Annotated in this window: 24 protein-coding genes; 13 read left to right on the top strand and 11 right to left on the bottom strand. The window is 40.4% G+C overall.

The window, feature by feature from the left end:
* The first annotated feature begins 13 nt into the window (after nt 1-13).
* Together C7972_RS04910 and C7972_RS04915 are read left to right on the top strand one after the other, a co-directional pair.
* A complete protein-coding gene (locus C7972_RS04910; protein ID WP_110355101.1) occupies nt 14-940 on the top strand; it encodes a bifunctional riboflavin kinase/FAD synthetase in 927 nt (308 codons plus the stop codon).
* Nucleotides 941-2,260, top strand: coding sequence for an HTTM domain-containing protein (locus C7972_RS04915; protein ID WP_110355102.1), 1,320 nt, complete (start codon nt 941-943; stop codon nt 2,258-2,260).
* A 25-nt stretch (nt 2,261-2,285) separates the two neighbouring features.
* On the opposite strand, the gene C7972_RS04920 is transcribed toward C7972_RS04915, so the two are convergent.
* Entirely contained in the window at nt 2,286-2,666 is a 381-nt protein-coding gene (locus C7972_RS04920) for a VOC family protein (protein WP_110355103.1), read from the bottom strand.
* 89 nt (nt 2,667-2,755) lie between these two features.
* On the opposite strand from C7972_RS04920, the gene serS reads away from it, so the two are divergent.
* Complete coding sequence (serS, locus tag C7972_RS04925) at nt 2,756-4,027, top strand: serine--tRNA ligase (RefSeq protein ID WP_110355104.1); 1,272 nt, start codon at nt 2,756-2,758, stop codon at nt 4,025-4,027.
* Between the two features lie 11 nt (nt 4,028-4,038).
* On the opposite strand, the gene C7972_RS04930 is transcribed toward serS, so the two are convergent.
* From C7972_RS04930 to C7972_RS04955, 6 genes are all read right to left on the bottom strand, one after another.
* Nucleotides 4,039-4,614 (bottom strand): phosphatase PAP2 family protein, encoded by a 576-nt coding sequence (locus C7972_RS04930; RefSeq protein ID WP_110355105.1) that lies wholly within the window; start codon nt 4,612-4,614, stop codon nt 4,039-4,041.
* A 78-nt stretch (nt 4,615-4,692) separates the two neighbouring features.
* Nucleotides 4,693-5,598: a diacylglycerol kinase family protein gene (locus C7972_RS04935; protein WP_110355106.1), complete on the bottom strand. Its 906-nt coding sequence runs from the start codon at nt 5,596-5,598 to the stop codon at nt 4,693-4,695.
* A 5-nt stretch (nt 5,599-5,603) separates the two neighbouring features.
* Nucleotides 5,604-7,580, bottom strand: a complete 1,977-nt coding sequence (locus C7972_RS04940; protein ID WP_110355107.1) for an LTA synthase family protein — start codon at nt 7,578-7,580, stop codon at nt 5,604-5,606.
* A gap of 85 nt (nt 7,581-7,665) precedes the next feature.
* Nucleotides 7,666-10,089: an outer membrane beta-barrel protein gene (locus C7972_RS04945; RefSeq protein ID WP_110355108.1), complete on the bottom strand. Its 2,424-nt coding sequence runs from the start codon at nt 10,087-10,089 to the stop codon at nt 7,666-7,668.
* Between the two features lie 81 nt (nt 10,090-10,170).
* Nucleotides 10,171-11,418, bottom strand: a complete 1,248-nt coding sequence (locus tag C7972_RS04950; RefSeq protein ID WP_258364773.1) for a HAMP domain-containing sensor histidine kinase — start codon at nt 11,416-11,418, stop codon at nt 10,171-10,173.
* 33 nt (nt 11,419-11,451) lie between these two features.
* Nucleotides 11,452-12,126, bottom strand: a complete 675-nt coding sequence (locus C7972_RS04955; RefSeq protein WP_110355109.1) for a response regulator transcription factor — start codon at nt 12,124-12,126, stop codon at nt 11,452-11,454.
* 113 nt (nt 12,127-12,239) lie between these two features.
* On the opposite strand from C7972_RS04955, the gene C7972_RS04960 reads away from it, so the two are divergent.
* From C7972_RS04960 to C7972_RS04995, 8 genes are all read left to right on the top strand, one after another.
* Nucleotides 12,240-14,042, top strand: coding sequence for a tetratricopeptide repeat protein (locus C7972_RS04960; protein WP_258364774.1), 1,803 nt, complete (start codon nt 12,240-12,242; stop codon nt 14,040-14,042).
* 67 nt (nt 14,043-14,109) lie between these two features.
* Nucleotides 14,110-14,421, top strand: a complete 312-nt coding sequence (locus tag C7972_RS04965) for a DUF4286 family protein (protein WP_110355110.1) — start codon at nt 14,110-14,112, stop codon at nt 14,419-14,421.
* 17 nt (nt 14,422-14,438) lie between these two features.
* Nucleotides 14,439-15,311, top strand: coding sequence for a 16S rRNA (adenine(1518)-N(6)/adenine(1519)-N(6))-dimethyltransferase RsmA (rsmA, locus tag C7972_RS04970; protein ID WP_110355111.1), 873 nt, complete (start codon nt 14,439-14,441; stop codon nt 15,309-15,311).
* A complete protein-coding gene (mgtE, locus tag C7972_RS04975) occupies nt 15,298-16,650 on the top strand; it encodes a magnesium transporter (protein ID WP_110355112.1) in 1,353 nt (450 codons plus the stop codon). Before rsmA ends, mgtE begins: the two co-directional genes overlap by 14 nt.
* Nucleotides 16,651-16,818: 168 nt before the next feature.
* A complete protein-coding gene (locus tag C7972_RS04980; RefSeq protein WP_110355113.1) occupies nt 16,819-17,757 on the top strand; it encodes a 2-hydroxyacid dehydrogenase in 939 nt (312 codons plus the stop codon).
* Between the two features lie 104 nt (nt 17,758-17,861).
* Entirely contained in the window at nt 17,862-18,248 is a 387-nt protein-coding gene (locus tag C7972_RS04985) for a VOC family protein (protein ID WP_110355114.1), read from the top strand.
* Between the two features lie 53 nt (nt 18,249-18,301).
* Nucleotides 18,302-18,769, top strand: coding sequence for an NINE protein (locus C7972_RS04990; RefSeq protein ID WP_110355115.1), 468 nt, complete (start codon nt 18,302-18,304; stop codon nt 18,767-18,769).
* A gap of 129 nt (nt 18,770-18,898) precedes the next feature.
* Nucleotides 18,899-19,390, top strand: a complete 492-nt coding sequence (locus C7972_RS04995) for a GNAT family N-acetyltransferase (RefSeq protein ID WP_110355116.1) — start codon at nt 18,899-18,901, stop codon at nt 19,388-19,390.
* 40 nt (nt 19,391-19,430) lie between these two features.
* On the opposite strand, the gene C7972_RS05000 is transcribed toward C7972_RS04995, so the two are convergent.
* The 3 genes from C7972_RS05000 to C7972_RS05010 form a co-directional block, all read right to left on the bottom strand.
* Nucleotides 19,431-21,254 (bottom strand): lysophospholipid acyltransferase family protein, encoded by a 1,824-nt coding sequence (locus C7972_RS05000; protein WP_110355117.1) that lies wholly within the window; start codon nt 21,252-21,254, stop codon nt 19,431-19,433.
* Between the two features lie 85 nt (nt 21,255-21,339).
* Nucleotides 21,340-22,590 (bottom strand): aspartate kinase, encoded by a 1,251-nt coding sequence (locus C7972_RS05005; RefSeq protein WP_110355118.1) that lies wholly within the window; start codon nt 22,588-22,590, stop codon nt 21,340-21,342.
* Complete coding sequence (locus C7972_RS05010; protein ID WP_110355119.1) at nt 22,587-23,066, bottom strand: GNAT family N-acetyltransferase; 480 nt, start codon at nt 23,064-23,066, stop codon at nt 22,587-22,589. Before C7972_RS05010 ends, C7972_RS05005 begins: the two co-directional genes overlap by 4 nt.
* Before the next feature lie 113 nt (nt 23,067-23,179).
* Between C7972_RS05010 and fbp the strand changes: the two genes are divergently transcribed.
* A complete protein-coding gene (gene fbp, locus C7972_RS05015; protein ID WP_110355120.1) occupies nt 23,180-24,187 on the top strand; it encodes a class 1 fructose-bisphosphatase in 1,008 nt (335 codons plus the stop codon).
* A 47-nt stretch (nt 24,188-24,234) separates the two neighbouring features.
* Here fbp and C7972_RS05020 read toward each other — a convergent pair whose 3' ends face one another.
* On the bottom strand, nt 24,235-24,657 hold the full coding sequence (locus C7972_RS05020; protein ID WP_110355158.1) for a TerB family tellurite resistance protein: 423 nt from the start codon (nt 24,655-24,657) through the stop codon (nt 24,235-24,237).
* 261 nt (nt 24,658-24,918) lie between these two features.
* On the opposite strand from C7972_RS05020, the gene C7972_RS05030 reads away from it, so the two are divergent.
* The gene (locus C7972_RS05030; RefSeq protein WP_110355122.1) at nt 24,919-26,961 is read left to right on the top strand and encodes a response regulator; all 2,043 of its coding nucleotides are present in this window, start codon (nt 24,919-24,921) and stop codon (nt 26,959-26,961) included.
* Nucleotides 26,962-26,998 lie beyond the last annotated feature (37 nt).

Consider the following 26,998-nt stretch of genomic DNA (forward strand, 5'->3'; position numbering starts at 1 on the left):
ATTATTCCAATTTGTGATAACAGTTCAAAGCATCTCCAATTACGATAAAGCGCACCCTACTGCCATTACTATTGGCACTTTTGATGGGGTACATATTGGTCACCGTAAAATATTGGAACGTCTCATAAATAATGCCAAAGTGCTCGAATTGAAATCTACGGTACTTACTTTTTTTCCCCATCCCAGAATGGTGCTTCAAAAAGATGTCTCTATAAAGCTTTTGAATACCATTGATGAAAAGATCAAAATTTTGGAGCAAATAGGTATCGATTATTTAATTGTACACCCCTTTACCAAAGAATTTTCGCGCTTATCGGCAACACAGTTCGTGAGGGACATTTTGGTGAATGATTTAAAGACGAAAAAAATCATTATTGGCTATGATCATAGGTTTGGCAGAAATAGGAATGCCAATATAAATGACTTGATGGCTTTTGGAAATGCGTTGGACTTTGAGGTGGAAGAAATATCGGCACAAGAAGTGGATGACGTTTCCGTTAGTTCCACCAAAATTAGGAAAGCCTTGGATGAGGGGGATATGAAAACGGCCAATTTGTATTTGGGGTATAAATATATGCTTACTGGGGAGGTTGTGAAAGGAAAGGGTTTGGGACGTACGTTGAACTTCCCTACGGCCAATATTTCCATCCCTGAAGAATACAAACTTATCCCTAAGAATGGAGTTTATGTAGTGAGCAGTGTATTGGATGGCAATACTGTATTTGGAATGATGAATATCGGTTTTAATCCTACCGTGGAGGGCAAGACAAAAAGTATCGAAATTAATTTCTTCGATTTTGATCAGGATCTTTATGGGAAAAAAATTCAGATCGATATTATTGATCGTTTAAGGGATGAAAAAAAGTTCAATTCCGTAGAAGGCTTACAGGCGCAATTAAAAAAAGATAGGGAAACTTCCCTTTCCATAATCTCCAAGTAGATGTTGGATCGGTTTCTTTTTAAGCAAATCGATAATAGTCCGCTCCTAATTTTCAGGATATTTTTTGGTATTTTGGTAAGCCTTGAATGTTATGGGGCCATTGCCACGGGTTGGGTCAAAAAAAACCTGATAGATCCGGAATTTACTTTTAATTTTATTGGTTTCGACTGGTTGCAGCCTTTGCCCGGTATAGGAATGTATTTGTATTTCATTGCCATGGGCACCTTGGGAATTTGTATTGCCCTGGGATATAGGTACCGATTTAGCGCCGCTGCCTTTGCCATACTTTGGACGGCAGTTTACCTTATGCAAAAAACCGCATATAACAATCATTATTACCTGTTGATTTTGATTGCGATGATAATGGCTCTGATGCCCGCTAATAGGAATTATTCGCTGGATGCCAAGAGAAATCCTTCCATAAGGACCAATCATATGTCCTCCTATTTAAGATGGGCAATTATCTTGCAATTGTTTATAGTCTATTCCTATGCCTCCTTGGCCAAGTTGTACGGGGACTGGTTGGATTTTAGTATTATCGAGATTCTTTTCAAGAATAAAAAATCCTACCCTATCATTGGTGGTCTTCTCCAGGAACCTTTGGTTCATAAAGTGGTTGGGATTTCGGGTATCCTGTTCGATTTGTTGATTGTACCTGCCCTCTTGTGGAAACCTACTAGAAAATTGGCTTTTGTGGCTTCCCTGTTCTTTCATTTGTTTAATTCCATTGTTTTTCAGATTGGCATCTTTCCCTATTTGGCCTTGGCTTTTACAGTCTTCTTTTTTGAGCCTGAAGTCATTAGGAAATTGTTTTTTAAGAAAAAGGAGCCCTATAAAGGGGATGCCCTTGTTGTACCACCCCGAAGAGAATGGGTTTTGGGTCTGTTGTCCCTGTATTTTTTGATCCAATTGGCCTTGCCGGTCCGACATTATTTTATAAAGGACGATGTGTTGTGGACAGAGGAGGGGCATAGGCTGAGTTGGAGAATGATGTTACGGAGTAGGACCGGAATTACAACGTTTAAAATAGTAAACCATACCAATGGCAATTCGTATCTGGTAAATTTGGACGATTATTTAACAAGGGGACAGAAAAGTAAAATTAAATCCTATCCGGATTTTATGTGGCAGTTTGCCCAACGCTTAAAACGGGAATATAAGGAAAAAGGGGAGGATATCTCGGTTTTTGTGAATTCCAGGGTCAGTGTAAACGGTAGACCGTACCAAGAATTTATAGATCCCAAAATAGACCTTGGCAGTGTGTCCTGGAACTACTTTGGACATAATGATTGGATCTTGCCTTCCCCGTCCAAAAATTAAGGGCACAGGAATGCCGTAAGGCTCCCTAAAACGGTTTGGCCCTGTGGCAAAGTTGCAATGGCATGCCCCAGGGGTCCCGAAGCATTACCAAATGGCTGCCGTCTTCCTTTCTTATTTCCTCTATAAAACTAGCGCCCTTCTCCAATAGCCTAATCTTATCTTTTTCAGCATTTGGGGAAACAAAGGCCAAATGAAAGGTAAGAGGGTGCTTGGTTCCAAAATCTGTAATTTCTTCATCTGGTCTATGGTAAAGTTCCAAAATTACACGTCCGGATGAATCCTCAAAAAAGGTCATGAAAGGAGCTTCGGTTTGTTCAAAAACTACTTTTAATCCCAAATTGGCAACATACCAATCCTTAATGTCCTCAATGTTTTTTACGTTCAGGGCGAGGTGTTCAAAAATCATATTTTTTAGAATTACGTTTTATATCTAGGCTAAATTTATGCCGAAAATCCGAAGATTAGGTTAAATTTGCACGATAAAAATTAAAAAAAATGTTGCAGTTACAGGCTATTCGTGAAGACAAGGAACAAATTGTTGAGGCTTTAAAAAAACGTAATATCGAAGCCCGTCCACTTATTGAAGGCGTACTTCAATTGGATGAAAAGCGACGGTCCCTACAGACACGCCTGGACAATACACTTGCAGAATCCAATAGTATTTCAAAAGAAATCGGCCTTCTATATAAAAGCGGTAAGGCAACGGAAGCCAATGCTTTAAAGGAAAGAACAGGTAGTTTAAAGGAGGAGTCCAAGGAATTGGGCGAGGTTTTGGCGGCAACGGCAACCGAACTTCAAAATTTACTGTACCAAATTCCCAATGTTCCACATACATCAGTACCTGCTGGTAGCACAGAGGAGGATAATGAAGAGGTGTTCCGGGAAGGGGAAATTCCTGCGCTAACGGAGGGTGCACTTCCGCATTGGGAATTGGCAAAGAAATTTGATATTATAGATTTTGAACTTGGGGTAAAAATAGCTGGTGCCGGATTTCCGGTGTACAAGGGTAAGGGAGCCCGATTGCAAAGGGCCTTGATTTCCTATTTTTTGGATAGAAATTCAGCCGCTGGATATAATGAAATTCAAGTGCCACATTTGGTAAATGAAGCTTCAGGTTATGGTACCGGACAGTTGCCCGATAAAGAAGGGCAAATGTATCACGTAGGGGAGGATGATCTTTACTTGATCCCTACGGCCGAGGTACCGGTAACCAATATTTTTAGGGATGTGATTCTCAATGAGGCCGATTTCCCTATTACGCATACGGCATATACGCCATGTTTCAGGAGGGAAGCAGGGAGTTACGGAGCCCATGTGCGCGGACTGAACCGCTTGCATCAATTTGATAAGGTTGAAATAGTACGGGTGGAGCATCCCACTAAATCATACGAAGCCTTGGATGATATGGTAGAGCATGTGAAGAATATCCTTAGGGAACTAAAATTGCCTTATAGGATCTTACGCCTCTGTGGTGGGGATTTGGGCTTTACCTCTGCCCTTACCTATGATTTTGAGGTCTTTTCAACGGCCCAGGACCGTTGGTTGGAAATTAGTTCGATTTCCAATTTTGAAACCTTTCAGGCAAATAGATTGAAATTGCGCTATAAGGACGAAAATGGTAAAAGTCAATTGGCACATACCTTAAATGGCAGCTCGTTGGCTTTGCCCAGGGTTTTGGCCGGAATATTGGAAAATTATCAGACCGAGGATGGAATCCAAATTCCCGAGGTCCTTATCCCTTATACCGGGTTTGATAAAATTAGCTAAAACTGGGTAGACTAAAACTTGTATTTAAAGCCTAGAAGATAGTTGTCATCACTACTGTTAAAGGTGATTTCCAAATGTTCTTTTTGATATTGGGTGGTGAAAATGTACGAACTGCCAACACCTATTATGGCGCCTGCCAAAACATCCCAACCATCGTGTTTATCGGCCTGTATTCTGGAATAAGCTGTAAAGCCGGCCAGCGCATAGGCCGCAGTACAGTATTTCCAACCATAGCGTTTTTGAATGAAGGCAGCACTTTGGAAGGTGGTCGAACTATGACCGGAAGGAAAGGAAGCATTGTTGCTTAAATCCGGTCTGGGCTTATCTATGGCCATTTTTAATCCTATCGTCAGCGCTTGGTTTACGACGAACGCTTTGGTAAATTGCCAAGTTCCCTTTTCATCTCCAGTGATTATAGTAGAGCTCAAGGCCGTGGCCGGCATAGCAAATATCAAAACATCCCCTATTGTGGAAAGGGTTTGGTCCTGGGCCTTCAGTACGTTGCTGAATAGTATTGTCAGTAACAATATCAAGGCTATAATGTTGGGGTGGAATTTTATTGCCCTAGGACCTAAGTTGAAAGCCATATTTTATAAGCGTTAAAAAGAATACCTTTTGAAGGGTAAATTGGAGAGCCAAATAAAATAAATGAATCTAAAGATAAACTAAAGCTGTGGTTCAACATTCTTTGGAGCAAGAATGCCCAAGGATTTCTCCAAGACCGAAATATGAATATTTGTGTCTTCCACCTTGTGGAATTCCCCGTCTATTTGCGATTCCAAGAATGGCCTTCCCTTCCTATTGATTTGTAGTGTTTTTGTTTGATAGGTTTTGACTTCCTTTAACCAATGGTACCTACGGGTCAACATTAATACGCCGAACAGCAACATTTTTATCCTACTTAGTTCGGGAACTATTATCACGTCCAATTGGCCATCCATTAATGATGCTTTTGGGGTTAAACTAATTTTGAACCCTAGTTCATTGGAGTTGGAAATGAATACTAAAAATGGGTTGCTTATGGTGTGGCCCCCATCTATGATTATCCTCACATCCCTTTCTCTTTTATATTCCTTAAAAGATCTGAGCGAGGCCTTTAGGTACCCTAAAATGGTTCTTTTTTGTAGGGCTTCATAGTTCTTTATGACGTTGGCATCAAAGCCCATTCCTGTATTGCTGAAAAAATATTGTTCATTTATTCTTCCAACGTCAATAGTCACAATTTCATTCCTTTTAATTACCTCAATGGCTTTTTCAATAACATGGGGAATCATAAGATTGGAGGCCAGTCCGTTTCCCGATCCTATAGGGATAATTCCCAGCATTATATTTGTGCCAACCAGACAAGAGGCAACCTCATTGATGGTACCGTCCCCTCCACAAGCTACAATGGTTTGGGCACCTTCTTTGATGGAATCTTTGGTAAGTGAAATGGCCTGTTTTTTATATTTTGAGTATTTAACGTAAAGGAGATATTCAGTTTCCTTAAAGTAAGATCTAAGGAATTCCTTTTCCAAAAAATTGTTACCGGAACCGGCCTTTGGATTGATTATAAAATGAATATTTCTCAAAATATTTATTGCTGTGTCATTAGCCCGTTGTGGGCGTACAAATAATTGGCCGCCTGATAAAATGCTATGGTGGTATCCAAATAATTCTTGTCTGTGGGAATTAGGGTTAGGTTATTGTTGTTGGAATTCCATTCGTAAAAGTTGGCCTTCTTCTGATCTCCCAAAACCATTACTTTATTTCCTTTTAAAAGCCCCAATTTCCTGTAATTGCCAATAAACGCCCTTTCGTCCTCCTGTTTCATGGTAAAGATATTTTTTCCGAACAAATTACTTGTGTAATCCCAGTTTAATAACGAAAATACTGTTGGAAACATATCTATTTGGGAGCAAAGCTTATTTATTTTTTGTGCCGGAATATCCTTTAGATTGCAGATCATGGCCGGAATGTGGTAATTGTTGATGTCCAGTTCACCCCTTCCTGCGCTGCTGGCACAATGATCGCTCATAATAACCAGGACTGTGTTCTTAAACCATGGCCTTCTTCTAGCAATTTTCAAGAATTGGGCTATGGCATAATCGGTATACTTTACAGCCCCTTGTCTGCTAGTTCCAGATGGAATGTCTATTTTTCCTTCTGGATAGGTATAGGGTTTGTGATTGGAGGTGGTCATTACAAAATCGAAAAAGGGTTTGTTGTTTTGGTGGGCCATATCGGCCTCCTTGATAACCTTCTTATAAATATCCTCATCACAGACACCCCAGGCATTTTCAAATGTTATTTCGTTATCCTCAATGTTGGTTCTTGTGGTTTTTATTTCCTTGTCCAGTAGAAAACCTCTGCCACGGTCTACGATATTAAATCCGTTGCCACCAAAGTAGGTGTTCATATTATCGAAATAACCATCCCCCCCGTAAAAGAAATTACTGCTGTATCCCTTATTCTTAAAGACTTCTCCAATGGTAAACAGTCCCATATTTTTGGTTCTTTTCATTATACTTCTTCCCTGTGTAGGAGGAATGGATAGGGTTATGGCTTCCATGCCACGGACGGTTCTTGTGCCAGTGGCATACAAATTGGTGAAAAATATGCTGCTATTGGCCAAACTATCCAAGGTTGGGGTAATGTTATAATCCCCACCCAATGTGTTTAAATATTTGCCACTCAAACTCTCGATGCAGATAAAAATTACGTTGGGCTTAAGGGGCTTGGCAATAGAATCCGTATGGCGAATCTTTCTGAGGATGGATGGTTCATCGGGGTATAGAAAAGTGGCCCTTTCATTTTGGTAGGATTCCTTTACCAGTTCAAAGGCCTTATCGATTTTTATGGTCTTATAAAAATCATCGAAAGAAAGTTCGTTGTTCCTAAAGGCGGCAAAAAAGGAATAAATTCCGGCCTTGGACAATTCGTTGTTGTACCTGTTGGCAAACTGTTCTGCCTGTTTGTTCTTAATAAATAATCCAGAAAGAATAGCAATAAAAAGAACGGCAAGGAAGGGTAATAACTTGGCTTTAAAGGGGGTGGTGCTTTTAAATGTTTTGTTGAATGCCGCTTTTTTGTAGGTAATAAATATCAATATTCCAACTGCGATTAAAATCAGGCCGACCAAATAGGGGATGGGGTAGGATTCGTTTATGTTTTTGACCACCTCGTAGGTATAGACCAAATAATCTACCGCAATAAAATTGAACCTATTTTTAAATTCGTCCCAAAAAGTGATTTCTGCAAAGAAGGAAAACAGGAATATTATTAGGCCTATGGTATAAGCAAAATAGGAAATTGATTTGTCTACGATACTTCCGTAAAATTTTTGGGGCATCAGCAGTAAATATAAGGCGTAGGGCAGCGCAAAGAAGGAAACGGTGCCTGCATCAAATAAAAACCCGATACCAAAGGTGGATAGTAGTGTTGCCGGCGAGGTGTCAATTTCTCCAAAGCTCCAAAATAAGAATACGATTCTCACTAAAAAGGACAGTATAAGGAAAATGCCGATAAAGGTTTTTAGCAATGTAAAGCGGTCGGGGAACAATTTTTGCCACATTTTTGGAATCTTTAAATATGAAGCAATATTAGGATAACATTCTAAAGAAATTTTAAAGTATCAAGGACTTGGGTCTTTGTACTAATTAAAACTTATACTTCAGTCCGGCCCTTATTATCTGCGTTTCAAAATAGTTTTCATACATAGCGGTAAAGCCGTCACTTACAACTTCTTGTCGCAGGCCAAAGGTGTTAAAAATGTCCGAGGCGGAGAGGGTAAACTCTCCATGGCCATCCCAAACGATTTTCTTTATACCGGCATCAACCGAGGACCGCGATAATTGCTTGCCTTGTGGAATATTCTTGTCGGAGTAATATAGTCCTGTAAGCTGCAGAGCCCAATTGGCGGGTAAGGTGATTTCATTGTTAATTTTAAAATCGCCTGCATTATCCGATGATTTTTCAATATAAAATGGCCGTACATAAGGGAATAACAAAGTGCCGGTATAATTGTCTATGCTGTTCACATACCAATTTATACTTGCGGATAGTTTCCAATTTCTGGTAATATCCTGACTCATCAGTAATTCAATACCGGTATTGGTAGCATTACCTGTATTCTGATATATTTTGTTTACAATATCATAGTCAGGATTGGAATCGTCCAAACTAAAAATACGCATATATTGATCTTTTGTCATTCTGTGATAAAGGGCAGAAAAAAGGGAACCGGTCCCCCAGCCGTATTTATGGGCCAGCTCCACGGCATCCGTAAATTGCGGACGTAAATACGGATTGCCCACCTTTAAAAGTTCGGGATCATCATATTTGGGAAAAATACGCAGTTCGGGTTCGCCTGGTCTGTCTACCCGTCTATTGTAAAACATGGATAGCCTATTGTAATCATTTAATTTATAGGTAAAACGCAAGCTGGGGAAAAGTTCAAAATAATTATAGGCGTCATTGTTCTTGTAATAGCTGTTTGCCGGGTCTATGTCATAAAATACATCGGTCTGTTCTGCCCGAAGACCTGCTTCAATATCAAATTTTTCCTTCTCTAGCAAATAGTTGGTATAAAGGGCGTAGAGGTTTTCCCCCCAGTCGGAATACGTACCCATATTGGGGTAAATAATACTGTTGATCCCTGGGGTTATAGTATATTCTACAGGCAACCTTCTAATTCTTACTTTGGACCCCAATTCTATTTTCCCATGCTTAAGGGCCTTGGAGTAATCTGCAGATAGACTTGTTGTATGCTCAATGGCCAAAATATTGGTGGCATCCCGCCCCACCCTTATGGAGGAACTGTCGTTCAGGAAATAGCTTTCATCTTCCAGCCCCCTTGTGTATTGGGCATTTGCATTTAAGCTATGGCCAATCTTAGAAAATTTATGTCGGTAATTTACGGCGATATTTATATGATTTGTTATTTCTTCCTCCTGCCAATTGTAATACCTTTCCCGGCTATTGTTGTTCAAATTTATAAAAGCAACCTGTGAAGTGTCTATGTGCTTTTCACGGTCGTACATGCCCGAAACCGTTAGGGCATTATTTTCATTTAGTTCCCAATCTATGCCCCCGTTAATAATGGAACGGAACTGCCTGCGGTTTTCCGGTACCTGCGAGATGGTGTTTTTGCCGTCGTCATAGTGTCTAGTGGTAAATTCGTTGTTGGGCAGGGCTTCCTGCAAAATAAGTTCGGACAGTAAAAAATAGTTTGATCTATTGGTCTTGTAATTGAAATTTAAGCTGGGGATTACTTTAGGGTTATGGGTATAGGATCCAAGGGCGGTTCTGGTATCTTCCTTTTTTCTGCCTAAGGCCCCTACGCCAAAGGAAAGTCCGGCATCACCATTAAATCCGGTCTTTTTTTCCTTTTTATAAATGATATTGACGATTCCTGCGAAACCGTTGGCATCGTATTTGGCCGATGGATTGTTGATTATTTCTATTTTTTCAATGTTGGCCGCGGGGATATTGCCCAATCCCTTCTGATTGCCAAATCCTGTGAGACTGGATTGTTTTCCGTCTATTAGTATAACGACCTTGTCACTTCCCCTAAGTATTACCTTACCTTCCTGGTCAAAGGTTACCCCGGGTATAGTTTTCATGGCATCAAGTACAGACCCCCCTGATTGGGCAATATTATTACTTAGATTGAAGGATTTTTTATTCAATTCGGAATTGGTGGTGGCCTGTTTTCCCGTAACTTTTATTTCCTTCAACATTTCAGCATCCGGGGATAATTCTATCCGTCCCAGATCGAAAACGTTGTTGAGGCCACTAGTCGTAATTTTTTGTGAGGTAGGGGCGTATCCTAAATAGGTAAAATGAATGGTGTAAGTTCCAACAGGGATGTTTTCAATAAAAAATTTCCCATTATCTTCCGATATACCTCCGGTTACCAAAGAGTTGTTCGGAAATTGGGTGACAGCCACATTTGCAAATGGCAATGGGTCGTTGGTGGAGGATTCTACCAATAGTCCGGTGATACTTATGGATTTTTGGGCAGAAACAGTGGAAAGGCTAAAAAGTATTAATACTAGTAAGTGGGTAGTATTCTTGTTCATTTTGGCAGATGGAATTCAATTTTGACCGAAAAGTAGGGGAATAATCTAAAGAGAATTTAAAGCTCCACTAACTAGAGCGGTTTATTTCCTTGCTGCCTCGGGGGGGGCAAAATCTATTAAAAAGCAGTGATGGTCTTTTATATAGTTGTAGGAGATATTGTAACCGTATAGGTCACATATTTTTTTGACTATGGCGAGACCCAATCCGGTGGATTTAAATTCATTTGTTTCCCTGTAGAATCGTGTAAATAGTTGTTGTGGATTGGCAATTGGCATAAGGCCAAAATTAGACACGGAAAGAAGTGTGTTTCTTGCTTCTATGTTTATGGGTTTTTTATGGGTGCTGTGTTTAATAGCATTGGAAATGATGTTGTTGCACAATATTTCTGCCAAATAGGGATCCATTTTGGCAATTATGTTGTTCGTTTTTTCGAAGGTTAAGCTAATGGTGGATATCTCATTGAAATTGGCAATGATTTGGGCTGTTAGGTCGGTGATGTCAATATTCTCCCTGTGCGTATATTGATGGTTCTCCAACTTGGTCAATAATGCCAACCGTTTATTCAATTGTGTTAATCGCTGAATATCTTTTTGTATGGATGCCAATTGGTTAAATTGTACCTCGCTTACCGATGGGCCGTTGATTATATTTTCAATTTTGGCCTGTATAATGGCCAAAGGGGTCTGTAGTTCGTGGGAAACATCCTCTGTATATTGTTTTAAGTTTTCATAATCATCACGAACTTTGCCTGATAGCAAGGCAATTTCTTTGTTTAATTCGGAAAATTCCAGAATTTCACTGTCCAATAGCTGTATCGGTTCTTTGGACAACAATGAAAACTTTTTCATTTGTTCCAAATTGTAAAAGAACGGATTCCATATTTTTTTGTTATTGGATTTGTTGAGGTAGAATTGGAAAACAAAGACCAAGAATATTATGAATATATAGGAAAGAATTATAGCCCATAATATTTGGTTGGTTTCCACCACAAGAACGCGCACGGAAATCTTATACGATTTATTGTTGATATTTTTGTAGGTAGAGAATTCCCTGAATAATTCCATTTCATCCTGGGAAGGGTCGTAGATAACCGTGTCCTTGGTAAAAGCTGTTTTTAATTCGTCTACCTCATTTACCTCTATTATGGGGGACAATGAACCGGGATGTTGCCCGGCCTTGATAGCACTTTCAATTCTAGCTTCTGCCGAAAATAACTCCTCTTCTACTTCCTGTTTAAGCAACCATCGTACATAAAAGAATAGGGCAATGGTACTAAGGACCATCAATAACATGCTTGCCCAAAGATATGATTTGGACGCTTTTCGCAATAATGGTATTTTAATATTCTTTTTGGCCAAGTCTTACTCTTCTGTAAATTTATAACCACTTCCGTAGGCGGTCTTGATGTATTTTGCTCCTTCAGACGTTAATTTTTTCCGTAGGTTGTTGATATGGACATATATAAAATCGAAATTATCTGCCAGATCACTATGGTCGCCCCAAAGATGTTCCGCAATTATTTCCTTGGATAGGACCCTATTCTTATTGGTAATAAAGAAAAGCAATAAATCGTATTCCTTCCTGGTCAAGGTCATGGGTTTTTCTTGTATGTAGGCCGATCTTGCTCCGGTATCTACGCGTATTTCATTAAATACGATGTTTTCGTCACCACCAAATTTGCCCCTTCTCAAAACGGCTTTTATACGGGAATTGAGCTCTGCCAAATGAAAGGGCTTTGTTAAATAATCGTCTGCCCCCAAATCCAGTCCTTCAAGTTTGTCGTTCAGGGAATTATTGGCAGAAATAATGATCACGCCCGCTTTTTTCTTTTCCTTTTTTAATTGTTTTAGGACTTCCAGACCGCTGCCGGTAATCAAATTAATGTCCAGGATTACTATATCGTAATCGTACAGGGATACCTTGTAAATGGCGTCCTCATAGTTGGAAGCCGATTCGCATACATTTCCATCGGTTTCCAAATAACTTATAATGGATTGTTGTAGGGAAATTTCGTCTTCTGCAATTAATAGTTTCATCAACTTGGAATATATACAAAGTTACATCTTAAATCTAAGCTGAATTTAAAGTTAGGCCTACTTATAATTCTTTATATTGGCCTTGACTCCCACTTTGGACATTCTGCGTATCTTTGAAAAAAAAAGAATCGTTGCGACTATCTATCTTCATATTTATATTTTCTTGTTGCCAACTGCTTTTTTCCCAGGAAGACTTTTTGGCGAAACAGTATTTTGAGGATGGTGCTTTTGATAAGGCCCTGGTGTTCTATGAAAAGTTGGTCGCCAAAAATCCGATGCGGACAGATTATGGCGAAGGCCTAGTGGCCTGCTACCAACAATTGGAACAGTATGATAAGGCCGAAGAATTTTTGTTGAAGGTGGTCAATGGGAAAAATATCTATCCTACCATGCTCATTGAGCTGGGATATAATTATACGTTACAGGACCAACCGGAAAAGGCAATTGAATATTACGATAAAGCACTCCAAAAAATAAATGAGAACCCTAATTTTGGCTATGGTCTGGGTTATAGGTTTCAGAAATATGCCTTGTTGGATTATGCCATAAAGGCGTATTCCACAGCCATGGAGCTAAATCCAAAATTGGATTATAATTTTCAAAAAGCCAGGATTTACGGGGAACAGGGGAATATAGAGGAGATGTACGAATCCTATTTAAAATTAATAAGTGAAGGCAAGGCTTCACAGGCAAATGTTCTTAGAAATATTAACGATTTTATTAGCTCGGAAGCCGAGAACCCTAATAACATTAAGTTCAAAAAGGTATTGCTACAGAATGCACAAAGAAGCCCGGATATCCTTTGGAACGAATTGTTGAGTTGGCTTTTTGTTCAACAAAAACAATTTAAGAGTGCCTTTAACCAGGAAAAGGCCATTTACAAAAGGAGCGGGGAAACCTCTTTGCAGCGTTTGCAAGGATTGGGGAAACTTGCCATGGAGGAACAGGACTTGGATACGGCTAAGGAAGTATTTATATATATATCGGAAAATAGTGCCGACGATGTAGTGGCCTTGGATGCCCAACTAAATCTTATTGAAATGGATTTATTGGAAACCGATGAAAAGGTTTTGGAGAAGGTCCAAAAGAAATTTGATGACTTACTAAGTATTTACGGCTACAAAACCGAGACCTTGCAGCTACAGATAGCCTACGCCAAATTTTTAACCTTCAATAAGAATAAACCCGAACCCGCCATTGGGATATTACGCCGAAGTTTGGAGCTGCCCTTGAATAATTATGGCAAATCCTATATTAAAAGTACTTTGGGCGATATTTTAGTATATGATCGGCAGTTTAATCAAGCCCTGATCTATTTTTCGCAGATTCAGAAAGATTTAAAAAATGATGTCCTTGGGCAGGATGCCCGTTTTAAGGTGGCACAAACTAGTTTTTATAAGGGGGATTTCGATTGGGCATTAACGCAATTAAAGATACTAAGAGGATCTACCTCTCAATTGATTGCCAATGACGCCATGCAATTAAGCCTGTTGATATCCGATAATTCATTGGAAGATTCCACCCAAACCGCCCTAAAAAAATATGCCCGTGCCGATTTTTTGGACTATCAAAACAAAAAAAAGGACGCAGTGGATCTTTTGGAGGATATCCTTCAAAATCATAAAGGGGAAAAAATAGAGGATGAGGCACTTTTGAAACAGGCCGAAATATTAATGGAATTAAAGGATTATGAAAAGGTGGAATTTAATTACCTTAAAATAGTGGAATTCTATGCCAGCGATATTTTGGCCGATGATGCCAATTTTGCCCTGGCGGAATTGTATCGGAATGTCCTGAACCAACCGGAAAAGGCCAAGAGGCATTACGAGAAAATTATCTATAACTATCAGGATAGTTACTTTTTTCCACTGGCAAGAAGGAATTTCAGGATGTTACGGGGAGACAGTATCAATTAGTGCCCAACACCTTGGCCTGTCCAAAAATGAATATAAATATTCCCATTCGGGAAAGTAAAGAAACGGCATGTATATTTACAATGTTACCATGAATATTGAAGAATCTATCCAAGAACAGTGGCTGTCCTGGATGAAGGAGGTGCATATTCCCGAGATGTTAAAATCTGGTAAGTTTAGCAAGGCCTTGATGACCAAAGTATTGGTGGAGGAGGAGATGGGAGGAATTACATATTCCATACAATACACCACAGATTCCAAAGAAACCCTTCAAAAATATTATGACCAAGATGCAGAAAGAATGCGCAAAAAAGTGATGGAGCTCTTTGCGGGCAAGTTCGTCGCCTTTAGGACAGAGTTGGCGATTATAAGCGAACATTAATTAAATAACGCAGCGCCATGAGCAAAAAAGGGAAAAAGGCCTTTCAGACCAAGAAGGAAAAGTTCAATAGAACTTGGCAGGAGGAAAGCCCCGTTAAGGCAAAAAAACATTTGGGCCAGCATTTTTTAAAAGATGAATCTGTTGCCCGTCAGATTGGCGGAACATTAAGATTTAACGGCTATCGCAATGTTTTGGAAATAGGGCCTGGTACCGGGGTGCTCACTAAATATTTGTTGGAAAAGGATATCGATTTGGTGGCCATGGACCTGGATGAGGAATCCATTATTTACCTCAAACACAGTTTCCCTTTGGAACACAATACCCTAATGCAGCGCAAAGGCGTATTCAAGGTTTTGGAGGCCGATTTTTTGAAGTACGACCTATGGACACTTTTTGGGGAAGAGCAGTTTGCCATTACCGGGAATTTTCCCTATAATATTTCCACCCAGATTGTTTTTAAGATGTTGGAATTCAAGGACCGGATTCCCGAATTCTCCGGAATGTTCCAAAAAGAAGTGGCCGAAAGGATTTGTGAAAAGGAAGGGAGCAAGGCCTATGGAATTCTATCCGTCTTGGTACAGGCATTTTACGATGCGGAATATTTATTTACGGTTTCGCCCCAGGTTTTTGATCCGCCTCCCAAAGTGCAGTCCGGAGTGTTGCGACTCACCAGAAAGGAAAATTTCCATTTGGACGTGGATGAAAGGCTGTTCAAACAGGTGGTAAAGGCGGCGTTCAACCAGCGCAGAAAGACCATTCGTAACAGTTTAAAAACATTCAATCTTTCAGATGTTCTCAAAGAAGATGCTATATTTGGCCTGCGTCCGGAGCAATTGAGCGTTGAGGACTTCATTTCGTTGACACAGAAGATAGCAAATGATACCATTTAAACTCACTGAGGAATATTTAGCTGAAATAGAACAGCTAATAGACAACCAACAGGACGGGCAATTGTCCGCGCTCTTGGCTGAGGTGCATTATGCGGATGTGGCAGAGATCATCAACGAATTGGATGAGGACCACGCTACCTATCTAATTAAACTTCTGGACAGCGAAAAAACATCGGAAACCCTTACCGAGCTTGATGTAGATGTTAGGGAGGCCATCCTTGCCAATCTTTCCGCCAAGGAAATTGCCGAAGAATTGGACGAGCTGGATACCGATGATGCCGCAGATATTATAGGGGAACTACCCAAAAATATGGTCCAAGAGGTTATCTCCGAATTGGAAGATAGGGAGCATGCCAAGCATATTGTGGACCTGTTGCGATATGATGAAAATTCTGCGGGCGGACTTATGGCCAAAGAGCTGGTAAAGGTCAATGAAAATTGGAACGTACTCACCTGCGTAAAGGAAATGAGGGCACAGGCGGAAAATGTTACCAGGGTGCATTCCATTTATGTGGTGGATGATGAAGGTAAACTGAAGGGGCGACTTTCCCTAAAGGATTTGTTGACCACCTCCACCAAGACCCATATCAGTGAAGTATATATCCCAAAGGTAGACGCTGTAAACGTAAACGAAAAGCCAGAGGAAGTGGCCAAGATTATGTCCAAATACGATTTGGAAGCCATTCCGGTGGTCGATGAAATTGGCAGGCTGGTAGGCCGTATTACCATAGACGATATTGTGGATGTTATTAGGGAAGAGGCGGAAAAGGATTATCAATTGGCGGCCGGTATTTCCCAGGATGTAGAGGCAGATGACAGTATTTGGGACCTGACCCGTGCAAGATTGCCCTGGTTGTTTCTGGGCCTTTTGGGAGGCGTAGGGGCTGCGGCCATCATGGGAGGTTTCGAGACCCTTATGAGCGATTATGGGGTGCTGTTCTTTTTTACCCCGCTAATAGCGGCAATGGCCGGCAATGTTGGGGTGCAATCCAGTGCTATAATGGTACAGGGATTGGCCAATGACGATCTTAAGGGGAGTATTAGTGGGCGACTTATAAAGGAAATGTTGTTGGCCTTGCTAAATGGGACCGTTTTGGCGTCTATACTATTATTTTTTACCTGGCTTTGGAAAGGCAGTTTTCTTACCTCCCTGGCCATTTCCATCTCCTTGATCACCGTAACCGTGGTGGCAGGAATCATAGGAACCTTTATACCGCTGTTTCTGCACAAAAGGGGCATAGATCCCGCCATAGCTACGGGACCGTTTATTACCACAAGCAACGATATATTCGGAATTTTGATCTATTTTTCCATCGCCAAGGTTATTTTGGGTATTTAGGGCACTCCGCCTTCTTCGGCGGCGGCGGGCTTTCCGCGCTACACGGTAGCTAGCTGCAATCCCTAGTGCACATACATCCCTAAATTTGTGTTTGCACCTCAAAATAGTCCGGTTTCTTGTTTCCAATAGCAGCGCGGTCGTGTATCTTTGCCATTTAATATTTAGTTTATGAAAGTTCTCCATTTAGATGTAAATCACCCACTGATCATTGAGCAGTTTAATGCCCTGGGGTTTCAAAATGACGAAGATTATACCTCCACTAAGGAGGAAATAGAAAAGAAAATTGCCAATTATGATGGTATTATCATCAGAAGTAGGTTTACTATTGATGCTGCATTTTTGGATAAGGCCGTCAACCTAAAGTTTATAGGGCGCTTGGGAGCCGGTTTGGAAAACATAGATACCGATTATGCCAAGCGACTGGGAATTTTTTTGGCTGCTGCCCCAGAGGGGAATCGGAATGCTGTTGGGGAACACGCCTTGGGAATGTTATTGTCTCTCTTCAATAAATTGAACAAGGCCGACCAGGAGGTAAGAAACGGAAAATGGGACCGGGAAGGTAACCGTGGAATAGAATTGGATGGTAGAACCGTGGGTATTGTTGGTTATGGCAATATGGGCAAGGCCTTCGCCAAAAAGCTAAGGGGCTTTGATGTAGAAGTTATTTGTTACGATATTGTTGGGGGTGTAGGCGATGAAAACGCTAGGCAAGTAGGGATAATGGAATTAAAGCAAAAGGCAGAGGTACTTAGTCTTCATGTGCCACAGACAGACCTTACCAAAAATATGATCAATGCCGATTTTCTAAAAGATTTCAAGAATCCGTTATGGCTGATCAATACCGCAAGGGGGAAATGTGTGGTAACAGAAGATCTTGTGGCCGCAATGAAAGAGGGCAAGGTGCTCGGAGCTGGTTTGGATGTCCTTGAATATGAAAAAAAATCCTTTGAAGATATGTTCAGCGGGTCGGAATTACCAGAGGCCTTTACCTATTTGATCAATGCCAATAACGTACTTCTTACTCCCCACGTAGCAGGATGGACCGTGGAGAGTAAAATAAAATTGGCACAGACGGTGGTAGACAAGATCGAAGAAAAATTCTTCTAAACACGGCCTTTAACCTCGGATTTTGATCTTTTAAAGTATAGGGTCATTTTGCTATTGTATTGGGCATTCGCCCTTCAAAGTTGAGATAATTAAAATAGAAGATCATGAAAAATAGAGTTACAGGACTTGGTGGGTTTTTCTTTAAGACCAAAGATCCCAATGCCATTAAACAATGGTACAATAAACATCTCGGACTTAATACCGATCAATATGGCTGTACTTTTTGGTGGAAGGACAAGGAAGGACAGGACTGCTCAACCCAATGGAGCCCCATGAAAGAGGATAGCAATTACTTTAAACCTAGCAATTCCCCTTTTATGATGAACTTCCGGGTAGAAAATTTAGAGGAACTGTTGGAAGTTCTAAAGGAAGAAGGGGTAACCGTTATTGGGGAAATTGAGAAATACAATTACGGTAAATTCGGCTGGATTTTGGACCCGGATGGCAACAAGTTGGAATTGTGGGAACCCAATGATAAAGCGTTTCTTTGATTAGAAAATAATTGTTACATTTAGAGCCATTATTAATCAACTAAAATACAACCATGTCAGAAGAGAATAAAGATTTGGGCGATAAGCCCGAAGATGCTGCAAAAGGGGCCAAGGAATCCGCAAAAGAGTTTGCCAATGACGCCAAGGAATCGGCTAAGGAATTTGCTGATGAAACCAAAGAGGCCGCCAAGGATTTTGGAGAGGAAGCCAAAAAAACTGCGAATGAATTCAAAGAAGGATTGGCAAATGCAGGAGGGGATAACAAGAAGATTCTAGCTGGGGTCCTTGCCATTGTTTTTGGTCAATTGGGAGTACATAAGTTTATACTGGGTTATCAAAAAGAGGGTATCATCATGTTGGTGGCTACAGTAGTTGGCTACGCTACCATGTGCCTCTTTATCGGGACTTTTATTGTAATGGCTACCGCAATTATAGGCCTTATAGAAGGTATTATTTATTTGACCAAATCGGATGAGGAATTTTACAATACCTATCAGGTAGGAAAGAAACCTTGGTTCTAAAAAAACTATAAAGTCGAGTTCTTTTGATCCGACTTTATTTTTATCAATATTTATCGTAATATTACGATAAATAGAAACGGTAATCCAAGGGTCTGTATACCACTGAGGTTTGTTCTAAAAAGTATATTCATGGAGATACGGAAAATGAAAAATAGCGATTGGCCATCGGTTGCCGAAATATACCGGCAGGGAATGGATACTGGTTTTGCTACCTTCGAGAAAGTGGTCCCTTCCTTTGAGGTTTGGGATGCAGCTCATCTTGAGGCAGGAAGATTGGTGGCGGCAAAAGGAGAAACTATACTGGGTTGGGCTGCCCTTTCCCCGGTATCGAGCAGATGTGTTTATGGTGGGGTAGCAGAAGTGAGTGTTTATATTGGGCAGGGCAGTAGAGGCCAGGGAGTGGGAAAATTGCTTATTCAGCAGTTGATTGTGGAAAGTGAAAAAGCGGGTTTATGGACTTTGCAATCGGGAATATTTCCCGAAAATAAGGGTAGCGTGGAATTACATCGTAAAATGGGATTCCGATTTATTGGCAAAAGGGAGCGCGTGGGCAAGCGGGACAATGTCTGGAAGGATAATCTTCTTTTTGAAAGGAGAAGTACCATTATAGGTGTGGATTAGTCCGCTAGGAGTGCTTTAAGGACTGCCGCGGGAGAAAATCCTAAGCAGGGTTTCCATCATCCTGTTGCCCCTCGGCCAACTTCCGTTCCAATTCTGCCTGAAATTCTTCCATTACCGGCTTCACTGTACTTTCTGGTAAGTCGGCTATTTTAATGTACATTAAGCCGTCCACTGAGTTGTTGAATAAGGGATCCACATTAAAGGCCACCACTTTGGCATTTTGCTTTATGTATTTTTTGATCAAAACGGGTAGTCTTAAACTACCTGGTTCCACTTCCTCAATTAGTTTGTCAAATTTATTGAGATCGGCCTCGGTTTCATCAAATATAAAATCCTTGTCGGCATCGTTTAGTTTCACCTTAAACTCCTTTTTTGGCCTGATATATTGGGCCACATAGGGATCCCAATAATTACTTTTCATAAATTCTATCATTAAGGATTTTGAAAAGTTGGAAAACTGATTGCTTATGCTAACCCCTCCGATTAAAAATTTGTGGTCCGGGAATCTTAGGGTAGTATGTACAATGCCTTTCCACAAGAGGAATAGTGGCATAGGCTTTTGTTGGTATTCCTTGATGATGTAGGCCCTACCCATTTCAATGGATTTGGACATCATACCGTACAGTTCTGGTTCAAATCTAAACAGGTCCTGTAAGTAAAACCCGTCTATTCCGTATTCTTCAAATATTTCCGAACCCATGCCCATCCGGTAGGCCCCAACGATTACTTTGTCCTCGTCGTCCCACAGGAAGAGGTGTCGGTAATAATTATCAAACTTATCCAGATCAATGGCATTATTGGTGCCCTCGCCTATGGCCCTAAAAGTAACTTCGCGCTGTCTGCCTATTTCCTTTAGAATAAAGGGCATATCTGCAGCCTTGGCCAAAAAGACCTCATAATTTTTGCTCTGCAACAGCCTACAGTCTTTTTCCCTTAGACGTTCTATTTCTTCCTGTATGACCTCTGTGCGTACCGCTGTGGCTATTTTTCGCGGGGCTTTCGGTATTTTTAAACTTGTTGGAATCTGGTCCAATAACCTTTCTTTCTCATAGGCATTGGACAACATATAGGTCTTTCGTCTTAAAAGATCCGCAAATTCTGCTAAATTTTCCTGTTCGTTCTGTGTTTGTACGGAAATGGGTTGCCCAATGCGCACCTTGATAATCCTGTTTTTTTGCGTGGTTACCTCAGAAGGTAGTTTGGCCGTGCGGAATACATCGCTTATCTTGGAGAGACGATAAAACAACCGACTGTTTTTAGCGTGAAAATAGATGGGAACTACGGGTACCTCTGCCCGTCGTATTAATTTTAAGGCGGCCTCTTCCCAAGGCCTGTCCACAATTAATTTCCCATCCCTGTAGGTTGAAACTTCCCCCGCTGGAAAAATTCCCAAGGGGTGGCCGTCCTGCAAATGCTTCATGGCATTTTTAAACCCGGAAATACTGCTCTTGGCATCCTTATGGGTCTCAAAAGGATTTACGGGTAGTATATAGGGGGACATAGGTTCTATCCTGTTCAGTAGGAAGTTGGCGATTATCTTAAAATCGGACCTATGTTTTAATAGTAATTTTAAAAGGAGTACCCCATCTATCCCACCAAGTGGATGATTGGAAATGGTAATATAGCAACCCTGTTTGGGCAAGCGTTTAAAATCCTCCTCTGGAATTTCAAATTTTATTTCATAATGTTCCAAAATGGCATCCAGAAAGTCCGTCCCGTTCAAATGCTTATGTTGGTCGTAAAATTGGTTAATGCTGGAAATTTTGGTTACTTTCATGAGTACCCATCCAATAAACGTTCCCAGAAAGCCGTATTTATCCAGGTTGATAGCCTTGGCTACTTCCTTTGCGGTTACTAAACCCATACCTTAGTGTAATTTGGTAGACGCTAAGATAGGAAAATCACTACAGCTATCCTTATATATACTTTCCAACAAATTATTTCATTGCCTATTGAACCACCAATTGTACGGTTTCCTTCCCGCGTTGTTCAAGCAGGATTTCCTTGCCTTTTTGTAGACTTGTTATGGCTTCCGTATCAAAATGTCTAATGGTATATAGGGAAACACCCTCTTGATGCACTACTTTGAACCTACTTTTCAATAGGTTTAAAAGCTCTTCCAATTTGTCAAATTTATTATCGACGCATACAGAAAAACTAATGGCGGAATTTTGGATCAGATCTACTTTCATCTGATGATCGTGCAATAATTTAAAGAGTTCACTGATGCTGTCTTCCACAATAAATGAAAAATCCAGGGAGGACAGTTTCATGAGAACAAGGTTCTTCTTTACAATAAAACAGGGGACCTTAGGTTCAATTCCTATACCTTTTCCAACGGTGGTACCTTTGTCCTTGGGATTGATAAAGGACTTAACGTGTAAGGGTATTTCCTTTCTTTGCAGAGGTTGCAAAGTTTTTGGGTGAATAACGGAAGCCCCGTAAAAGGCCAATTCAATAGCTTCTCTATATGAGATTTTGTTCAACAATTCCGTTTTTTCAAAATATCTGGGATCCGCGTTCAAAACCCCGGGAACATCCTTCCATATAGTAACCTCCTCGGCATTTAGACAATAGGCCAAAATGGCAGCGGTGTAATCCGAACCCTCGCGGCCCAAAGTTGTGGTAAAGTTGTTGTCGTCACTGCCCAAAAAGCCTTGGGTAATATTAAGCTTACGCTTGTCCACTTTTTCAGTAACGTTTTTTTGCGTCTTCTCCCAATTTACAATGGCATCACGATAATCATCGTTGGTCTTGATCAGGGAGCGGACGTCCAACCATTGGTTGGGGATTCCAATTTCATTTAAATAGGCACTGAGAATGGTCGTGGAAACCAATTCACCATAACCCACAACTTGGTCATAAACAAATCCGTATTTAGGCGATTTGTTCCAGACCAAAAACCCTTGTACTTCATCAAAAAGAGTTTTTACCCGTGCAAAAACAGGGTGCTTGTCATTGGAAAACAAGTCATTAAGAATATGGTCGTGGTATTGGATCACTTCATGAACTACAGAGGTTAATAAGGATTTATCCTTGAAATACGCATTTACAATATCTTCCATGGCATTGGTCGTTTTTCCCATGGCCGATACTACCAATAGGGTGTTATTGTGACCAACTTCCTCTAAAACCTTAACAACGTTCTTTACACCGCTTGCATCTTTTACAGATGCACCCCCAAATTTAAAAACCCTCATAACTTATTTAAAAATGTTTTAATTCCTTTTTCGTCCAAATGCACAACATTCCAATCCCTCAAAACATTGGCACCTCTACTTTCATAAAATAAAATAGCCGGTTCGTTCCAGTCCAACACCTCCCAGCTAATGCGTTTAACCCCCAGGCGGTATCCGTGTTCAACTACTTTTTCCAACAGGGCGGCACCAAGACCGCTACCCCTCATGGATTCAGTTACGATCAAATCTTCAAGGTGTATAATAGGACCTTTCCAAGTGGAATACCTGTTGTACAGTAGTGCCATCCCAACCACCTTGTCATTTGCCTCAGCTACATAACAATGAAATAATTTGTCGGAGCCAAATCCATCCCTCTTTAAATCCTCTTCCGTCACCTCTACGGCGTTGTCCTCCTTTTCGAAAACGGCCAACTCCTTTATCAGTTTATGTACTTGGGCCATATCCTTGGCCACGGCATCTCGAATATTATATTCCATAATTGTTACAAATAAAACACAAAGTTATAAATTTAAAAAATCAATATTTTACGAAAACGTTGTAGTTTCACAAATTAACCGATATTTGTGCTCAAATAAACAAAGCTTTCGCGATGTATAGAAAAAATACGACCCTAGGTGAATTCATAATTGAAAACCAATCGTCATTCCAATATTCCTCCGGAGAACTTTCGAAACTTATCAACGCCATTAGATTGGCGGCAAAAGTAGTAAACCACGAGGTTAATAAGGCGGGTTTGGTAGATATTATTGGAGCGGCCGGGGATACCAATATCCAAGGTGAGGACCAACAAAAATTGGATGTTTTGGCCAACGAAAAGTTCATTCAGACCTTAATAAATAGGGAAATAGTCTGCGGGATCGCCTCGGAGGAAGAAGATGATTTTATCAGTATAAATAGTAGTGATAACCAGCATCAAAATAAATACGTTGTGTTGATAGACCCCTTGGATGGATCTTCCAATATAGATGTAAATGTTTCGGTAGGAACCATATTTTCTATCTATAGAAGGGTTACCCCTATTGGTACCCCGGTGGATATGGAGGACTTTTTACAACCTGGCAGGGCTCAAATAGCGGCCGGTTATATTGTTTATGGTACTTCAACCATGTTGGTATATACTACAGGTGATGGGGTAAACGGATTTACCCTAAATCCGGCCCTGGGGACCTTTTATCTTTCGCATCCCAATATGGAGTTTCCTGAAACGGGCAAAATATACTCGGTAAACGAAGGTAATTATGTACACTTTCCCCAAGGTGTAAAGGATTATATTAAATATTGTCAGAAGGAGGAAGGGGATCGGCCCTATACCTCAAGATATATAGGTTCTTTGGTGTCGGATTTTCATAGAAATATGATCAAGGGCGGTATTTATCTATATCCCAAGAGTAGTGTTGCGGCAGAAGGCAAATTGAGACTGTTGTACGAGTGCAACCCTATGGCATTTATAGCGGAACAAGCCAATGGGAAAGCGAGCAATGGGTATGGGCCTATCCTGGATATAAAACCCACGGAATTGCACCAAAGGGTGCCCTTCTTTTGTGGTAGCAGAAAAATGGTGGAAAAGGCCGAGGAGTTTATGCAGGCCACAAAATAAGAAAAGGAGCCCCAAGCTCCTTTTCTAAATCATAACTACACGGAATACTAGTGTTTTAAAAGGTACAGATAGTCCTCAAAATCTATTCTTCCGGAAAAAATATCTATAGATCTTTTAATGATCAGATTGGCACTTTCAGACCTGTACCCCAAACCTATGGCATATTTGGTAATAAGGGCTCTTTCCTCTTCATCAATTACATTGTCAACAAAAATAATTCTGAACAAATCGAATAATCTTTCCAAACGCTCTTCGGAACTGGCAGGTGGATTTATGGGATACTTATTGTCCGATTTCATAACCTCCTTATACTCGTCCTCCGTAATATCAAGCTTATTGGCAAAACGGTCCAATAATTCCTTTTCCTGAGAGTTTATTTCGCCGTCAATGGCGGCCAAAGTAGCAATGGAGGCAAAATGCGCCAAATTTCTTCTGTGCGTTCCACTACTATATAAATCTACATAAGACATATTCATGATTTTTATTTGGGGCAAAGATAAATTTTTAGAAAAGTTTATTTATAAATTTCTTAAATTATTTCACAGGGGGGTTTCTTCCCTAAGGTTATGGTCATGGGGCCAAGGGAATAATGGATTGTTTAATGGGGGAACAGTGATTGTATTGTTCCAGTATTATAAGCCGAATAAAAAAGAGGAGTTTTTTATTTATTGTGATATCTTTGGCTAAAGCAACCACTAATTGAACTAATTCAGCTTTAGAGCGCCCCTAATATGTCCCTTAAGATTCCCAAGAAAGAAATAATTTACCCTTTTTCTGTTTTTGTGCTATTGATGATTGTGGTAGTTGCGCTTTGGAAGAGCTCTTTGGATTCCAACAGGGAGCTGCTCAAGAAAGAAATTGAGACCAATGGACATATCCAGTCCCAAGGATTTTTGTCCTCTGGCCAAAAAAGTATTATTGTCCTTGAGAATCTTATGGAGAGGCTTGAAATGACCAATGGAGATTATTTTGAGTATTGGGAAGAGGATGCCAGACTTATTCTAAAGGAAGACCAATCTTTTAAATTCGTAGAATGGATCGATAGCTCCTTGGTTATCAGGAGGATTGTTCCGTATAAGGGGAACGAGGCCGTGGTTGGCATGAATTTATTCAACCACCCGCGTCGTGAAGAATGGTTGCGCCATGTGAGGGATTCCACAACTAACTTAACCTCTTGGATACCTTTAATACAGGGAGGGCATTCCATATTGATCGATGTTCCTGTTTTTTTTGGGGGTAAATTCCAGGGAACCATAACCGCTGGTATGGATTTTACGGATACTTTCGATACGTTGTCCGCTGGAATGGACAATTATGCCATTGAAATAAAGGACGATAAGGGAACCACTTTTTATAAACTCAATGACCCTACGCCAAGCGATTTTGGCGATGATTTGGTCTATGTTAGGTCATATGAGGTTGACGAGGATGATAAACAGGTGTGGACCTTTTATTTAATGCCCCGTAATAAAAACGTTTTGGCCGAAAGGAATAAGTCTTCTTCCAGCATTTTAATTTTTGGGGTCCTAATATCCCTACTTATGAGTTTGTTGACCTATTTTTATCAATCTTCTAGAAATGAAAACAAACGTTTTAGGGATTTAAATATTAAGCTTCGGGTAGCCAATAGAAGTTTGAGGGAAGAGCGAACCAAGGCGGAAAAAGCCTCCAAGGCAAAAACCGAGTTTGTATCCAATATGAGCCATGAAATTAGAACCCCTTTAAATGCAATTATGGGCTTTATCGAGGTCCTTAAGGAGTCCAAATTGGATAGTTCCCTACAGGAATATCTTTCTTTGATGGACGTCTCTTCCAAAAAATTACTTTTATTGGTGAACGATATACTGGAAATAGATAAAATAGAATCTGGCCAAATAAGTTTTAAAAAGGATATCTTTTCCCCATCGGACGAGTTACGGAATATTATAAGTATTTATAGACCTAGTATTGAGACCAAGGGGCTTTACGTAAATTTGTATGTGGTCTCGGATTCCAAAACCCATGTTATTGCGGACATAGGAAAATTTGGCCAGATACTCACCAATCTTTTGAGGAATGCCCTAAAGTTCACGGACGCCGGAGGAATAGATATTACGTACGACGAAGACATAATCCAAAGTGACCTAAATATTAGTATCGCCATTAAGGATACGGGAATCGGAATACCAAAAAGTAAACTTAAAACCATTTTTGATAGGTTTACACAAATAGATTCGGGTATTACCAAAAGGCATGAAGGTAGTGGGCTGGGATTGTATATAACCTATTTGTTGATAGAATTGTTGGAAGGTCATATTGAGGTGGAAAGTTCAGAAAATATTGGCACGGAATTTAAGATTTCAATAAAGTTTCCTATTACAGAGATGAAACCGGATGTTAAAGCTCCCATTTCCAATGGGATAGATTTGACCGGGTTTAAGGTTTTGATCGTGGACGACAATAAGGTAAATGTAGTGGTACTCAAAAAGACCTTGGATGCATTTGGCATAAAGACCTATTGGGTAGGGAACGGAAAAGAAGCGGTAAAGGCAGTGGCCGAAAACCAATACGACCTGGTCTTTATGGATATCCATATGCCGGAAATGGACGGATATGAGGCTACCGTGGAAATTAGAAAAACCCAGAAAGACTTGATTATTATTGGCTTCTCGGCAGATGTGACCAAGGAAACTATTCAAGGTGCCAAAGAGGTTGGAATGAACGATTATTTTACCAAACCGATTACCTTTGATAAACTTAGACAGAATTTATCCAAGTATCTTGTTCGTACATAGGCTGATTGGACCCCAATATCTGCGGCAAGGGGCATTT

This window comes from Arenibacter sp. ARW7G5Y1 (assembly GCF_003201775.1).
In the GTDB taxonomy this organism is placed as follows: Bacteria; Bacteroidota; Bacteroidia; order Flavobacteriales; family Flavobacteriaceae; genus Arenibacter.